Raw genomic sequence first — 16,333 nt, 5'->3', positions numbered from 1 at the left:
CTTCTAATCAGCCAAAATGCTAACTTTATTACAATAATTATCGGATTTTCCTCGAAAATAATGAATATTCCATGTAGAATTTTCAGAAATATTATCGTTTTTTGTCGAATGGTAGTATGAAATATACATTTCATTCCAAACACTGCAAAACCCGCTCTTCCCTGCCGCCGCAGACTACGGCATCAACAGAAAAAGCGGGTTCATATACACAGATACACAGACAGGTTCTATTTAGTAAGCGTGCTGCGAATGTCAGATGAAGCTGGGGCTGCCAGCCGGTCGGCCAGCAGCTCAGTCTGCTGCCGCCGTCTCACCCTGCTGCGGATGAACATGCCGGAGCAGGCAGCCAGAATCTGCTGGAACAGCATACCGGAGATCACGGGCAGCGCTACGGCGGGCGGGAAATAGCGCACAGCCAACACTGCACCTGCACTGAGATTACGCATACCGGAATTGAACTGTACGGCCACAGAGCTCTCATGATCATAGTGCAGGCGGCGCGAGACGAATGCTCCAATAACGTAGCCGAGGGCAACCGTAACGAAGGTCACCGCGATAATCAGCACGAGCTTGCCGTCCGGATGCTTCAGATACCGGGCAATGCTGGCCCCATTGATCGAGACCACGGTGAACAAGCCCACCTTGACAAACGGGGCCAGCGGCGGGCCGCAGACCGTGCTGATCTTGCCTTTGCTGAATTGATTCAGCAGCATTCCCGCTACGGAGGGCAGCACCACCATCCAGAGCAGACCCCGCATCATCTCACCGGCATCCATCTGGACGCTTGCGCCCATCAGCACATATAGGGTAGCGGGTACAATCAACGGCGATAACAACGTATCGATCAGAATCAGGGCCAGCGTAAGCGCAATATTCCCGCCATGCATGGATACCCAGACTACACTGACCACCCCGGTTGGAATCGCAAACAGCAGCACATACCCTGTAACCGTATAAGGATCGCCCGGGAAAAACAGCATCGCGGCCAGCCAGCCGATCAGCGGCATTACCACATGCAGGATCACCAGCAGAAGAATCAGCTTCTGCGGCTTGACCAGCACGGCAAGCAGATCCCGGAAATTGGATTTCAGACTGCCGATCAGCGTCATACCCGCAAAAATCCAGGGCACCAGCCACGTTAACGGAAGCAGGGACGCCTCATTGACCACGCCAACTACGATGGCTGCGGGTGTTAGCAGCGGCATGATCCGCTCCAGCACCGTATTGGAAGATACTAATCCGCGTCTTACTGCACCAAGCATGTATTTCATCCCCCTATGTGAACTATGCCATTATACTCTGCTGCACTGACTGTCTCTGCTGCAAGGTCCGGTAAGGGAGCTATACTCCTTGCGGGAACAAGGCGTCCAGCGCCGGGCAAGGCCGTTTCTCCAGATAGTCCGACAGCGGTGCCGGCATATTACTGTACAAGTCCTTAAGTGATGTTCCGTTATAGATATTGCCGATAATGACCGGGTGGCACAGCTCGGAGATCAGAATGTCGCCGTTGCCGTGCAGATGAAGCTGCTTCATGCCTTCAATGCAATGCGGGAAATAGACGCCCGGCTGCTCCTGGAAGCCCATCGCCTCCATGAAACGGTCCATACAGGTGAAGTAGAGCGTCGTATCCTCCGGCTTCCGCGCAATCAGCTCATTGACGGCATTCTTCAGCTGTTCCCGGGCGGCAATCGCCTTCCAGCCGGTATGTCCCATGATAATACTGTTCTGGATTTCATGCGTTCTTACGCCCATCGAATAGACATGCTCGCTGATCTCCTGCATATGATCCTGTGTTTCATTGAACAGCAGGGTCTCCAGCACCACATTGACATTGGTCTTGGCGAACATGGTGATGTTCTCTCTGATCTTGTGATAGACACTCGGATGAATATTATAATAACGCGAGAAGCCTTCAGCCGTGGTGAAATTAAAAGAAATATGAATCGTCGTCAGACCTGCGTCCACCAGCTGCCCGATCCGCTGCTCATTCAGCAGGCTGCCGTTCGAGTTCAGCTGGGTCTGAATGCCGCGCGAAGAGCAGTATGCCACAATCTCCACACAATCCTGAAACTTCAGTGTAACCTCTCCGCCGGACAGACGCACCCGCTTAAGATTAGGCAGCTCCTCCAGAATGCGGATAACCTCCTTGCCGTCAAGGGTCTGGCCGTCATTTCTATTATAAGCGCAGCAGTAATCACAGCGGAAATTGCAGTTCGAGGTCACGCCGACTTCCAGCCCTTCCAGCTCGTAAGTCATCGGCTTATCCAGTTCCAGCGCTTTATATTTCGTACTCATAATCTATAGTCCTCCTTCAATGTGCGTACATTCGCAATAAAGTTAACTATAGAATTATACAGGTTAGCCCGCGAGGTTAATGTGACATTTAATATGTGCAAAAAAACTGCCGCACGGTTATAGGCTCACCATACGGCAGTCTTCATTATAATAGATATCCTGCTACAGCTCGATAGCTTCTCCCATCCGGTTCAGCACCGGCTGGCCGATGATCCCCAGACGCCAGATCGCAATCCCCTTCAGGCCGTACCGCTTAGCCAGGCCGATCTTGGCATTGACGGAGGCTTCGTTCTCACTGTAGACCGATATCCCGAGAATCAGCTTCTCCTTGCTGACCTGATCAAGCGCCAGCCGGATGCTCTCATCGACCTTATTCATCGGCTCCGGCCCGGTCTCTCCTTCATAGGCGTAAGCCATAATGACCAGATCATCTGCAAGTGTCCCCAGCGTCTTGTAATCATACCCCTTGTAGGAGCTGTTCAGCGGATGCAGAATGACGGTCAGCTTGAGGCTGGCAGCGCGGGCGGCTGTGGAGAGCTTTTGGACAAAAGCGTTATATTGGCTCTGCACCAGCGTCTTATCCCCCGTCAGTCCCAGTCCTTCCAGATCCAGTCCGATGCCCTTGAAGCCCTTCTGCGAGGCCAAATCAACAATACTGGCGATCGTCTGCTGCTGGAGCTGCGGGTCCTCCAAATTCTTGCTCAGCTCCAGTGACGAGTCACTGGAATAGACCATCAGGTAGGGAGAGGTCCCTCCCGCCGCCGCATTCTGCACAATCGATTCCGGCGTAACCTCGCCTGCCGCCTCCGGCCACCAGAAATCCTTGCCGGTGGTGGTGAACTGGCCGTCCTTGTCAATCCGCGCCCAGCCAAAAGCAACCGCATCGAAGCTTGGAATAAGCGAGACCTCACTGTAGGCCTTCTGTGCGTAGAAGCCCAAGGTGTACATGTCCCGTTTCGGGGAGGTAATGGATACGGTCTTGGACGCCTGATCCCAGGAGGCAGCCGCCCCGAACTGCTGGCTGAAGAATTTGAGCGGCAGCATCGTCGTTCCGCGGATATCCTGCGGCGCTGCCGCAAGCTTCACTACCGTCCCGTTCACGACGGCATTTTTGCTGCCGAGGGTCAGGACCACTACGGTTGGAGCGGTGCCAGCTGCGTCCTTCCGGGTGGCCGTGATTTTGCGGGCCTTCTGATTCCATTCCACCTGAATTCCCAAGGCTTCAGAGATGGCGCGGAAGGGCACCATGGTCGTTCCGTTCATCATCACCGGCTCCACCGGGAACGGCAGCGGATATCCGTCCAGCATGATACTGACACCCGCAGGTGCCGCATGGACCGCGCTTGCCGGAAGTGCCGAGAGGCTGCCGAGTGAGATCGCTGCGCATAATACTATTTTGGCCAAATGCTTCATATAAGTAGGTTCCCCATCCTCTTAAATAGATTGTGAATCTCTCAACCTTACATCCCCTACTATTCTAGCAAACTAGATAAATATAGCAAATGAAGGTATTGTAACCATTGCAGATTCACCCGTCCGGGGTTCCCTTAACACCTATATGAACACGCTCAAAAAGACACCAACCGCCCGCTCAGCATCCACCTCTACAGCCACTTCGATGAACTCGCCTTCTTTGGGTTGTGCCCGCAAGTCGGCTACGACCATACCGGAGGTGAACGCCCCCTGATGCTCCACACGGACCTTCATCCGGCGGCAGGTTACCAGATCCGGCTGCAAGGCAGCCATCAGGGCCAGCGGATCATGCAGCGGAGCGCTGTTAATCAGATAGTTCGCCTCGCGGTAAAATTTAAAATAATACGCCAGCGACTCTTCCATGAAGTCGATGACCGCCTTATTCTCTTCCCGTCCATGCAGCTTCAGCAGCTCCACATGCTCAGATGTAATCCGCGTCTGCAGGGTGACATCCAGCCCGATCATCATTACAGGCAGCCCAGAAGTGAACACGCGGTCTGCCGCTTCCGGGTCGCCCCACAGATTGGCTTCGGCCACCGGCGTGACGTTGCCCGGCTTAAAGACCGTGCCTCCCATCACCACCACCTTCTTCAGCTTTGAGGTCAGCTCCGGGTCCAGATCCAGGGCCAGCGACAGGTTAGTGAGCCGTCCAAGCGTCACCAGCACAATCTCTCCCGGATTCTCGTCCGCCATCCGCACAATGAACTCTGCCGCCGTTTCCTGCACCGGCACCTGCCGGGAGGGCGGCAGCTGAACGCCGCCGATGCCATTTTCCCCGTGAACATGGGTGGAGAAGCCGGTCAGCTCGCGTACCAGCGCACGGGAAGCGCCAAGCGCTACCGGGATTTCATAGCCCGGAGCCGCCAGCTCAAGCAGCCGCAGCGTGTTATCCGCCGCCTGCTGCACATCAATATTGCCGAACACGGTCGTAATCCCCTCGACCACCACACCCGGTGCCCGGAGCGCGTACAATATGGCCAGTGCATCGTCTATCCCTGTATCACAATCAATGATGATTCTAGTTGTGCTTTTACTCATCTCTATCTCTCCCACTCCCTATAATTACTTCGCTCTCTCGGCTTAGTCGCACTGCCCATCTTAACATGGGGCTTCCCCCGGCTCAATATGGTTTCCACACAATAAAGAATCCGCCAGCTTCATAAGCCAGCGGATTCTTTATTACAGATTATCGGGTTACATAAGCCCCCGCAGCCTTAACGAACCGCTCCAGCGCTTCAGCCAGCAGGGAGCGCGGGCAGGCCAGATTGATCCGCAGATGGCCTTGGCCTTCCGCTCCGAAGACGGAGCCTTCATTAAAGGCCACCTTAGCCTCGCGATACATCAGCTGCTTGAGCCCGTCCGCATCGAGTCCGAGCGCCCGGCAGTCAATCCACAGCAGATAGGTTGCCTCAGGCTTCATCGGCTTCACCTGGGGCAGATGTTCTGTCAGATAACTGATCGCGTATTCGGCATTGCCGTTGATATGCGGGATCAGCTCATCGAGCCATTCTCCTCCTTCGTTATAAGCCGCCTCCACAGCCTCCGGCGTGAAGAAGGGCGACATATGCAGGCTGAGCGCCTTGATCTTGTAATCGAACTTCTGTTTCAGCTCCGGGCTGGAGGTGACGATATACGAGGTCTGCAGCCCCGGCAGATTGAAGGTCTTGGTTGCCGCTAGTGTAGTCAGCGTAATGTCTGACAATTCCGGCGACAGGGAAGCGAACGGAATATGCTTGTGTCCGGGCATGATCATGTCGCAATGAATCTCATCCGAGATCACGGTTACCCCGTACCGCAGGCATAGTTCGCCCAGACGCAGCAGCTCTTCGCGCTCCCACACTCTGCCGCCCGGGTTATGCGGATTACACAGCAGCAGCAGCTTCGCGCCACCGGCCATAAGCTCCTCCAGCTGCACGTAGTCCATCACATAATGACCGTCTTGCAGCTTCAGCGGATTCGCCGCCACCTTGCGGTCATTCATGCGGATGACATCATAGAACGGATAATATACCGGCGACTGCACGATCACCTGATCGCCCGGCTGGCTGAACAGCTCTACAGACAGGCTGAGCGAGGTGACAATTCCCGGGGAATCCGAGATCCAGTCCTTCTGAATCTCCCAGTCATGGCGTCTGCGGTACCAGCCGGCAATCGCCGCTTTGTAAGAGTCGCCCGTCACGCTATAGCCGTATATTCCTGACTGTACGCGGCGCAGAATCGCTTCCTGAACCGCAGGAGGGCTCGCAAAGTCCATATCTGCTACCCACAGCGGAAGAATCTCCTTGTCTCCGAACAGCTTCTCGGACTGGTCCCATTTGTAGGAACGGGTATTGCGGCGGTCTATGATACGGTTAAAATCATACTTCAACTAAAATCACCCATCCTTTCTGCTTGTCCGTACATTGTACCATGGGCAGAGGACATCCGGCATCCTGATTCCATCCGCCAGCCTGCTTCAGCTTCCCTGGCGCAGCCGCTCCAGAGACTGGCCCAGCCGGACCTCCTCCAGCGGCTTCAGCACATAATCCACAATATCCTGGTCGAAGGCCCACAGGGCATGCTGCTTTGTCTCTGTGACCACCACAATCTGAATATCCGGCAGCTTTTTCTTCACCAGCTCGGCTACGACGACTCCTTGGTGGCCGGGCAGCTGAAGATCCAGAAACAGCACATCGGGCTGCAGCAGAACAATCCGGTCCACCACATTCTCGGGATAAGCAGACATGCCGATCACATTCACCTTGCCTGTATGCTGAAGCATCGATGACAGCTTATAGAGATCCTTCTGATTCACATCCAGCAAATAGGCCTTAATCACCCGGGTTCCTCCTCCTTCCATACGGTGAATTGCGGTTACAAGAGCAGCCCATACATTCTATATTCAAGTGGAAACGGCTTTGCCGTCCTTGTAAAGGACGGTACCGTTTCAGCGAGAAATAGAAGGATAAATTATTGTGTGAAACATATAATTTCTTATATTTTTAAAAAAATTGCTGTCCCCGCGTTTTCAACGAAACGCCTGAGGACAGCCATAGTCGGTATTATATTGCAGCCGCAAGTGTAAGCTGCTTCTGGTAATGCTTTTAGTTGAAGGAAGCCGGCAGCAGGCTGCGCAGATCCTCCGTATTCACAATCAAATGAATGTTAGTCATCGTCCGCAGGGAACCGGAGATGATACCGGCCAGCTCGCCGTGCGTATCGAGCAAAGGCCCCCCGGACATTCCGCTTGCCACCTGGGCCGAGGTCAGAATCCGGCTTCGGCCGTTAATGTCGGCTGCCGGAGTGTTGACAATCCCCTCCGTGATGATCGCTGTATTCTTGAGCGGATAGCCCAGGGCATACACCGCTTCACCATGTCTCAGCTTGTCCTTACGCAGCGGCAGATAAGCATAGGCATTATCCTTTTGCTTCATCGCAGCGGGACTTGGCAGTTCAAGGATGGCCACATCCTTCAGCTCGTCGGACTTCGTGACTTTAATCGGACTGATCACCGTTCCGTCCGCCATGACTCCTTCAATGCGCTGTGCGCTTTTGACCACATGATACGCCGTTGCTGCGGTACCGGCCGGAGACAGGATAATTCCTGTTCCGGTAGAGCTTGCAGTACCGTCGCTTTTCAGCACACGCAGATAAAAGATCGCCTTACTCGCTATTCCATAGCTTTGTTCAGCGCTAAACGCCTCAGGTGTATCCGCACTGGTGGTGCCCGAATAGAAGAGTATCGCCGAGATCAATGAGAGGACCAGGCTTACGGCAAGCAGCTTTGTTTTCATCCGCCGATCTCCTTCACTTATGAATTTCTGTTATTTCACAACTGACATGATGTCTTTGTAAGCCCAGTGGGTTGCCGGAACATCCTTGAACCGTACAGCCGTTACCGTCAGCTTCTTCGTGCCGGCAATCCGGTTGATCAGCACTACGGCCTGCGCACGGGTAATCGGTGTTCCCGGCTTGAAGGTTCCGTCAGGGAAGCCTTGCACATATCCCGCCTGCGACAGGGCATTCACGTATTTCTCAGCCCAGTGTCCGCGGATATCCTTCTGCTTCGTCACACCTGTCTGAGTTACATCCAGCTTCAGCACAGTGGTCATGATTTTGGAGAACTCGGCTCTGGTTAAGCCCTTCGTTCCGCCGAATCCGCCATCCGGGAAGCCTTCAATAATGCCCGCCGATGCGAAGAATCCGGTCAGGCCTTCATTCTCGGCATTGACATCATTGAACAGATTGCCTACATTCACTTCTTCCATATCGAGCAGCGGCGCAAGGGACTGGATCAGCTCATACCGCGTAATAGCAGCGTTTGGCATGAACAAGCCGTTCGGATAGGCAGCCATATACTTGATCTCGCCGCTGTTACTCTTCAGGCTGTACTTCGCATTCTCCACCACATACTCGATGGTAATGACTTTATCGTCTTTGTCCGTGATGGCTTTGACCGTCATACTCTTGGTGATCAGCAGCTCGCCGGTGTATTTCGTACTCTTGGCAGTCGGAATGCTGCCGTCCGTTGTGTAATAGATTGTCTGCCCTTCTGGAGCCTTCAGCGCAAGCTTGCTGTTCTTGGCAATCTTCACAGGCTCCTTGCTGTCTCCATTAATAGACGTTGCGCCTGCAATAGCGGTAATTGCCGGAGCTGCCGGTGCAGGTGTCGGGCTCGGAAGCGGAGCTGCCGGGCCAGGACCACCCCCTGGGCTCGTACCAGGGCCGGAACCAGGGCCGGGATTAGGGACGACAAGTGTCCAGGTCCAGCTTGCCACCGGACTGTACTCTTTGCCGGGAGCAATGGTAACGGCTCTAACTGTTGTTGTGCTCTTAAGATCGATAGGTCCGCTGTACACCTGGGAGGTCTCTGTAGGTGTTGTACCGTCCAGTGTATAGTAGATGCTTCCTCCCTGCTCGCCTGTTGCCAGCTCCACCTTCACTTCAGTGGTGAAATTCTTATCTGCAGGAGTTGCAGTTGGTGCAACTGCTGCGCTCGGGTACTGGAATGCAGCTGTATTAATAGCAATACTTCTGCTTTGTCCTCCAGCGTTTGCCTTCAGCACTGCACTGCCACCTGATATCAGGCTGCCGGTTGTACCGTTCACTACAGCCTTGGACGGATCAGCGCTCCAGGAGAGTGCTCCGCCGCTGCTCATGTGGAATGCCGAACCCACGCGGTTAATCAGATCCTGCGGGTTCAGGATAACAGCGGCTGAAGCCAGTGTCCCTTCATTTGTTCCGTTAAAGGCCTGAAGCAGCGGATAGAATGTGTTCTGGGCTGTCCAGATTCCGGCATCCAGGCCTGCCGGCAGATTCGCGCCAGTAAGCTCTGCACCCGGCAGCCCCATGGCACTGCTGTTATTGCCGGACACTGCCTGACCATTCAGATTGTAGTACGCAATATTATTCTTCAGCATTTGTCTGTTGAACAAGGAGCCGCTGATCGTGGCCTTGTCCGATTTCTGTCCGGCAATCCCGCCGAAGAAGGCCTGCAGCGGTTGAATCTTGCCCTTCACTCCAGCCTTCACTTCTCCGGTGTTCAGGGAAGTAATAATCGATCCGCTCTCTGCCAGACCGGCAATACCGCCAGCCCATGCAGTAGACATGCCTTCGGCGAGGACCGCCCCAGCCGAGTAGCTGTTCTTGATCTCTCCCGCATTCAGACCGCTGATTCCGCCGGCGATCGCCTGGGCTGAAGCTACACGGATATCGCCATAGGCCATCGACTCAGTGATCGTGCCTTCCGCACTGTTCTCACCGGCAATTCCGCCTGCGGCCAGTGCAGATGTAACATCAATATTGCCCTTGGATACAGCCTGGTGAATCACACCGGCGTTGCTTCCGGCAATGCCGCCAATCCGGCCCGCTCCGGCAAGGGTCACACCTTCATTCGTGACCTTCTCCAGGGTACCCTGATTCACACCTGCTGCCCCGCCTGCGGCAGCACTGGCAGTCACGGAACCGCTGACCTTCACATTCTGGATGACTGCACCCTTGTGGTTAATCCCGACAGCAACACCTGCGTTCACTGCACCGGAGATATCGGCCCCGGTGAAGCTCACATTCAGGAACTGTCCACGGTTATCCTTGATGAATCCGGCGGTTTGCTGACCGGAGGCTTTCAGCGACAGTCCGTTTAGCGTATGGCCTTGACCGTCGAACACGCCTGTGAAGCTGTCGAATGCCGTCCAGTAGCGTCCGGCAAGGTCGATATCCGCACCGAGCAGGATCGTTGCCAGCTCCGGCTTGTCTTCAGCCGTTCTGTTGAACAGCTTGTAATAATTCAGTCCTGTCTCGTTATAGAACATGACTGCCCCCGCCAGCTGCAGCGGCGTCTGTACTGTAATGGCCCCATCCGTCAGGTCGTTCAGGAAGGTAGTATCATAGTCGATACTCCAGAGTCCTGAAGCCAGCGGATCAACTGCTGCTGTACTTACGGCTGCTGCGGCCGCGCCTGTGTTACGTCCTACAGCATCCAGTGTGCCTGTGTAGGACGAACTAAGAATTTTGCCGTCCCGGAAGTTGTAGCCGACCAGTGCTCCCTTGGAGACATTGTCCCCGGCAACCGCCACCGTAATCTGCGGTACATTGGCATATACACTAGTTAACGTTCCGTCATTATATCCGGCGAAGCCGCCGTTATAGGAACGGGTCGAAGACTTCACTCCGACAGTAGACAGCTTATTCTGCAATGCATAAGACTTGCTGATGCTGCCGCTTCTCTCCACAGATGCTGCGAAGCCGCCGCTGCGTGTATCGAAGCCGGTATTGCTGATGTCACCGGAGGCATAGGAATCTGTGATCGAGTAATGATCTACAGATCCGGCGAATCCGCCGACATAAGAGCCTAATCTGCCGCTGACATTCAGCTTGCCTGTGGCATAAGACTTCTGAATTTGTCCGGCAAGCGTGCCGTTCTCACCCAGCAGTCCGGCAAAACCGCCTGCATACATCGTGTTATCCTGATTGGTATCTGTAATGACTACCGGAATATCCGTATGGGTATTCGTAATCAGGACATGATCGGCCATTCCGATGACCCCGCCGACGCGTGTATTCGGTACCGATTCACCCAGGGTGACCGCCGATCCGATGGTGATGGACTGTCCTGAGCCGGAGATAACTTTACTGTAATGAATCTCTCCGCCGTCTCCCCAACCGACAAGTCCGCCGGTATTGATCACTCTGCTGTTATCCGTGTTCACACCGCTTCTGACAATGGTATCTACAATGATACCATTGCTGTATCCGGCTACTCCGCCTGCACTCACGGTATTACCGCCGGTTACCTTGAGACCGGAGGCAACTTCGGAGCTATAGATGGAGGCATCCGTATTCTTGCCGGTCAGACCGCCCGCATAGAGATCTGCACGATGATCTGTTCCGGTGACTGTGATCTGACCATCATGAACCTTCGCAATATAAATCCCCTTATACAGCGGATATGCCTTGCCAAAGTCAAAGCCTTGATCGATATCGTCCGCTGATATCGTTCCGGCGATTCCGCCGACCGCGACCTCACCGCTCTTCGCCGCCGCCTGAAGCTCAGGTGACGAATCTGCATTATAGATGATGGAGTTATCACTCTCTCCCACAATACCTCCGGCAGTGATCACATCACCAGCGGCCTGCAACGAAGCCTTGAACTTGGCGTCATTGATCGCCGTCCGGGAAGCCGATCCGGCAATCCCGCCGAGCACAGCCTTCAAGCTGTCGCCTGTTGTAGCCAGCTTCACGCCTGATACTGCTGCATGTTCAATATCGAAGCTGCTGCCGGTATCCACAGAACGGGCCAGCATTCCGCCGAGTCTGCCATCCTTCACGCCCACAACACCGCCAGCCGTACCATTAGCTGTCAGCTGTACTCCGCTTCCGGAGCCGGTTACGATTACATTGCGGATGCTGTTCCCTTGATCGGATTGACCGATCATACCGCCAAGGATGGAGCCAAGCCCCCGCGCTTCCAGGGTTCCGTCTGCAAAGCTCACGGTCAGCCCTTCAGCTTGACCCGTCTGGTAATGTCCAACCAGTCCGCCAACCGTGGCTTCCATTCCTGTTGAAGAGATCCGGTATCTTGAGTTCACTTCAAGGGCCAGGCCTGTCACATTACCATTCTGAACCCCGATAACTCCGCCGATAACGGCATGGTCAGCCGCGCTGCCGATGCTGCCGTCCTTATCGTGAATAACATAAATGTCAGCTGTAATATCCGCTGTGTTGTCGCCGATCAGACCGCCGGCGATGCCGCCTTCAGCTACTGTCTCAATCCGGCTTCCGCCGTCCAGCGTAAGCTGCAGACCGGCAACACTTCCTGAGTTCTGGCCGATGATGCCGCCGACAATGCTGCCGCTGACCTTCACGCCGCCAAGCAGCTTAAGGTCAACATTCTTAACTGTACCCAGATTCGTCCCGGCCAGTACGCCGGTGTAGCCGTTGCCACCAACCGCGAGCGGCTCAAGGTTCATGTTCTGCACTGTAGCATTCGCTCCAATGATTCCGAACAGCCCGGAATGCGTGTATACCGGCTGCAGGGTCAGGCCGTCGATTAGCAGGCTTTTCCCGTCGAACATTCCTTCAAACGGATTAGCCTCCTTGTCACCGATAGGCACCCACTGCTTGGATTGGATATGGATCGGATTCATCACAGTCACCGTTCTGTCCTTGAAGCTGAATTGCTCTACACCGGCAATGGTGCCGTTGACAATTCCCGCCAGACCGGCAAGCTCAGCCTCCGAGGTGATCTCGAAGCCGATTGCATCCTTATCCTTCGTGTACCAGTTGATATTGGCATTCACGTTATTGCCGTTGTCTCCGCCGCCGGTATTGGCAGTGCGGTTGACTTCAGGATAGCGGTATGCCGCGCTGAGCGAGCCGTATTTCCAGGCTCCCTCGAAATCCCAGCCCGACAAGCCCGGGAATACCGTTCTGTCCTTCAGTGTCTCCGACAGAATGGTGGTCAGCCGGACATGCACATTCAGCCAGCGGTGATTGCCCTCTGCGAAATCAGGCAGATCGCGGTTGATATTCAGTCCTTCGTCTTTAATATAGTAAGACTTGTAGAGCAGTTCTTTACTTGCATTATCATAACGTCCGGCGAAACCGCCGGCATAAGCGGTCTTTTTCTCCGCTACATTAACCTCTGCTGCTGAGTAGACGTTGCTTATTTTACCGTTTGTAATTCTGCCAACGAAGCCGCCGGCGTAAGAATTATCGTTCGCAGCGTTAACACTTTTCGCTACATAGGAATTCTTGACCGTTCCGCCGGACAGCTCTCCGATCAGACCGCCGACAATGGTATAGACTTTGTTCGCTGTAACCTTGGAAGCGGAGTAGGATTGCTCCACCGTACCGGCTGTATTTCTGCCGATCAGTCCGCCCAGGTAGACCGAACCGCTTGATGTTCCTTGGGCATTGCCCGTCACATCAATATCTACATAAGAGCCAATGACTGCACCAGCATTGCTGCCTACTAATCCTCCTGCATGTGTGCCTGTCCCCTCAATGGTCAGGTTCGCATTGGAATACGTGTAATAGAGTGTTCCTGATGCCGTGTTCACACCGGCCAGACCGCCAATGAGGGAGGAATTGCCTCTGGAGATCACCGAGATTTTATCGGTAATGCTGTTGTTGGCAATCAGCGTACGGTTCTCACCGACCATACCGCCCACAATGGCACTTGAGGAGGTAGCTGAGACCGTACCCAGTGTACGGGTATTCTGAATCGTGCTGACCGAGGTTGCAGGACTCAGCACCGGATCAATACTCTGAGCCGCATTGAGGCCCACAATGCCCCCGGCATAAGAGGAGACTGCACCGTCGTTAGCCTTCAGATTCAGACCGCTGATATAAGTGTCTACAATAATGCCTGTAGCACTGCCGTGGTTATATCCGGCCACTCCGCCTGCAGTAGCGCGCGGTGCGTTAAGGGTCAGACTCACCGCTGAACCTACCAGACGTTCCAGCCTGGAGGACTCATTGTAGCCTACAATCCCGCCAATATAGGCATCCGTAGCCGCTGGTCCTGCCAGAATGAGCATATTCTCTACATTGACGACTTTGCTGTCACTGCTGATGGTACTGTTCGAAAGGGTACCTGCCAGACCGCCGACAGACGGCTTCGCAGCTTGTGCCTGGATGAGCATCAGCGCACCATCTTGCGCATTCACTTCCGGTGCTGTAATATCCGTTGTCACAGCAGCACCTACGATCGCCCCCGCTTTGGCATCCGCCGCTGTCAGCGTAATCATGGGTTCAGCACCGGGAACATTCAGCACAGCGGATGTAATTCCTGCACGTGCTTCAGGAGTCTCTGTCCCCGCCGAATATCCGGTGATCCCGCCAGCTACAGCGTGTACACCTTTTGCTTGAATAGACAACTGAGTCACTGTAGCGTTAACCAGCTGTCCGGCATTGAAGCCGGTATTCCCGCCAAGCTGGTTATCCGCACCGCTTGCAGTGATAACTACATTCTCCGCATGATTGAACGGAGCGGCTGCGGCCGAATGGTTCTCGCCGAACATACCGCCGGCTTTTACCGAAGCGCCTGTAGCTTTAATCTCAATCCGATTCGTGTGCCCGTTGAACTGGGCAGCCGAGTTATGCCCTGCGCCGCCGCCGAAGCTTACCTTGTCGGCCTTCAGCTCTGTAACGATATCCTGGACATCCACAGGCACAGCAGCAGACCCGACTACCGCATCAGCGTTCAGCTTACCTGCTGCGCCGCCGATGATATACCCGCTTCTTCCCGCTTCATTCAGGAAGCTGATCCGCGAGGCCTTACTGCCGGTCAGCGACAGCGGCTTGGTGTTCACGCCCACGAGTCCGCCGAATGTGATATTGTCCTGCCCGTCTGCCGCATCCGCTACCACAGCTTGAAGCACCAAAGTGCTGTAGCCTGCCGATTCCGCATCACCGGCAGTGACTCCACTTACCGCTCCTTGTGCGTTCCCGGCGATTCCGCCGGCAACCCCGCCTGCAGAAGTGACTTGCAGTGTTGCATATTTAATAGAAGAATTACTCAAGGTTCCTTCCAGATAGCCGACGATACCGCCGATGGTACCATCGGAAGTGATGGCCAGAGGCTTGCTTTCTGTCGTGCCGGTAACTGATGAAACAATGGTTCCGCCCATTTCGTAACCAACGGTACCGCCTGTGTATACATCCGCAGTACCATTAACCTTCAGTTCACCTGTGGAAGAGGTCTGCGTGATATTCCCGCCTGCATCGTAACCGGCAATCCCGCCAGTGTAGACTCCTTTACCGCCGTTAACTGAGATCAGCTTTCTATTCTCGAATACTCCTGCCGAAGCGTTGCTGGTAACCAAGCCGCCTGCGGCATATCCGACGAATCCGCCGGTAGCTACATTCTCTGAGCCTGTTGCTGTAATCTGCTGAGTATTCGCATAAGGATGCGTCCAGGTGAATTTGCTGCCGGTATATCCGGCAATCCCGCCTGTATATACATTCTTGCCGCCGTTATTGGTAACCGGCGCTGTATTTACAAAGGTAATGGAAGCCGCTTCGCTTGCTACCGTACCTGTTGCACCTACCAGCGCCCCGGCTGCCGAATTCACTGCCGCTGCTGCATTCACGGTAATTGCACCATTATTGGTAGTCATGTTGGAGAACACGACGGTGTTGTCTACTTTACCGGCAATCCCGCCTGCTGCAACCTGATTCCCTCCGGCGATGGTAACAGCCGCCGTATTGATGATTGGAGTGTCTTCATCATTTAGACGAAGCGGTCCTGTAGTATGACCTGCGATCCCGCCTGCGGTAAGCACAGAACTGTCCGTTCCCTGGGCAAGAACCGCTCCATTGTTGACCACTTTTTTGATGATAATGCCTCTGGAATCGCCATAGCCCAACATTCCGCCAACATCGGCTGAACCATACGCTGTAACCGTCCCGTTATTGATAGAATTCGAGATCATCCCTTCGCCCATGCCGACAATACCGCCCGCGTAGGAGTGGTACGGAGAAGCGTCCGAAGTGATATTGATCTGGTTAGTAATGTCAAACACAATGCTGCTGCCGCTCATTTTACCTACAGCAGAGCCTGCATAGACATCATAGGTCACTCCGGTAACAGAGATGGTGCCTGTTTCAAAAATCAGGCCGCCTACTGTACCGCCTACCATGTTCCCTACCAGACCCTGATAAGAACGGTTTGCTACTACATTCAACCCGTTAATCTTCTTCATCAACCCGTTCTCGGTGATGAGTGTTCCCCGGAATGGATGCTCAGCGGTACCGATGGGCACCCACTGGTAAGCAGAGAGATTAAGGTTGTCCGTAATCTCCAGAATTTTACCGCTTAGACCGTTTACGGTACCTTCATTGACGAGCTTGGCTACACCTGCCAGCTCTTCAGCATTCTTAATTTTGAAGGTATCATTCGTTGGCACATACCACCTGGTATCGGCCGTGCTGTCCCAGGTCTGCGGATCAGCCTTGGCCATGATGCCTCCGGCAACTGCGGCAACGACAATTACCGCCAGTGCTATTAGATAACCTATCCATGATCTTCGCTTCAAAGCCATGTTGACACCACCTGAATAGTATTGTGATTAGGGATTTCCCA

At 54.3% G+C, this 16,333-nt stretch carries 8 protein-coding genes; all 8 read right to left on the bottom strand.

Features of this window, described 5'->3' with window-relative positions:
- Positions 1-227: 227 nt before the first annotated feature.
- Positions 228-1,262 (bottom strand): bile acid:sodium symporter family protein, encoded by a 1,035-nt coding sequence (locus MKX51_RS09400; RefSeq protein ID WP_340992160.1) that lies wholly within the window; start codon positions 1,260-1,262, stop codon positions 228-230.
- 79 nt (positions 1,263-1,341) lie between these two features.
- Positions 1,342-2,295 carry a radical SAM protein gene (locus tag MKX51_RS09395; protein WP_340992159.1) on the bottom strand — a complete coding sequence of 318 codons (954 nt, stop codon included), beginning with the start codon at positions 2,293-2,295 and terminating at the stop codon, positions 1,342-1,344.
- Positions 2,296-2,457: 162 nt separating this feature from the next.
- Positions 2,458-3,708, bottom strand: a complete 1,251-nt coding sequence (locus MKX51_RS09390; RefSeq protein WP_340992158.1) for a stalk domain-containing protein — start codon at positions 3,706-3,708, stop codon at positions 2,458-2,460.
- A gap of 141 nt (positions 3,709-3,849) precedes the next feature.
- Entirely contained in the window at positions 3,850-4,806 is a 957-nt protein-coding gene (locus MKX51_RS09385) for a nucleoside hydrolase (protein WP_340992157.1), read from the bottom strand.
- 148 nt (positions 4,807-4,954) lie between these two features.
- Positions 4,955-6,136, bottom strand: coding sequence for a MalY/PatB family protein (locus MKX51_RS09380; protein ID WP_340992156.1), 1,182 nt, complete (start codon positions 6,134-6,136; stop codon positions 4,955-4,957).
- An 87-nt stretch (positions 6,137-6,223) separates the two neighbouring features.
- Complete coding sequence (locus tag MKX51_RS09375) at positions 6,224-6,586, bottom strand: LytR/AlgR family response regulator transcription factor (RefSeq protein ID WP_340992155.1); 363 nt, start codon at positions 6,584-6,586, stop codon at positions 6,224-6,226.
- A gap of 265 nt (positions 6,587-6,851) precedes the next feature.
- Positions 6,852-7,541, bottom strand: coding sequence for a S1 family peptidase (locus tag MKX51_RS09370; protein WP_340942069.1), 690 nt, complete (start codon positions 7,539-7,541; stop codon positions 6,852-6,854).
- A gap of 30 nt (positions 7,542-7,571) precedes the next feature.
- Positions 7,572-16,292, bottom strand: a complete 8,721-nt coding sequence (locus tag MKX51_RS09365) for a chitobiase/beta-hexosaminidase C-terminal domain-containing protein (RefSeq protein ID WP_340992154.1) — start codon at positions 16,290-16,292, stop codon at positions 7,572-7,574.
- Between the last annotated feature and the right edge of the window lie 41 nt (positions 16,293-16,333).

It is taken from the genome of Paenibacillus sp. FSL M7-0420, assembly GCF_038002345.1.
Classification (GTDB): domain Bacteria; phylum Bacillota; class Bacilli; order Paenibacillales; family Paenibacillaceae; genus Paenibacillus_AQ.
This window is presented reverse-complemented; position numbering and strand designations above follow the sequence as displayed.

Coding starts and splice junctions, on each gene's coding strand:
- MKX51_RS09370 (WP_340942069.1), bottom strand. CDS start 7,541: ATGAAAACAAAGCTGCTTGCCGTAAGCCTGGTCCTCTCATTGATCTCG.
- MKX51_RS09400 (WP_340992160.1), bottom strand. CDS start 1,262: ATGCTTGGTGCAGTAAGACGCGGATTAGTATCTTCCAATACGGTGCTG.
- MKX51_RS09395 (WP_340992159.1), bottom strand. CDS start 2,295: ATGAGTACGAAATATAAAGCGCTGGAACTGGATAAGCCGATGACTTAC.
- MKX51_RS09390 (WP_340992158.1), bottom strand. CDS start 3,708: ATGAAGCATTTGGCCAAAATAGTATTATGCGCAGCGATCTCACTCGGC.
- MKX51_RS09385 (WP_340992157.1), bottom strand. CDS start 4,806: ATGAGTAAAAGCACAACTAGAATCATCATTGATTGTGATACAGGGATA.
- MKX51_RS09365 (WP_340992154.1), bottom strand. CDS start 16,292: ATGGCTTTGAAGCGAAGATCATGGATAGGTTATCTAATAGCACTGGCG.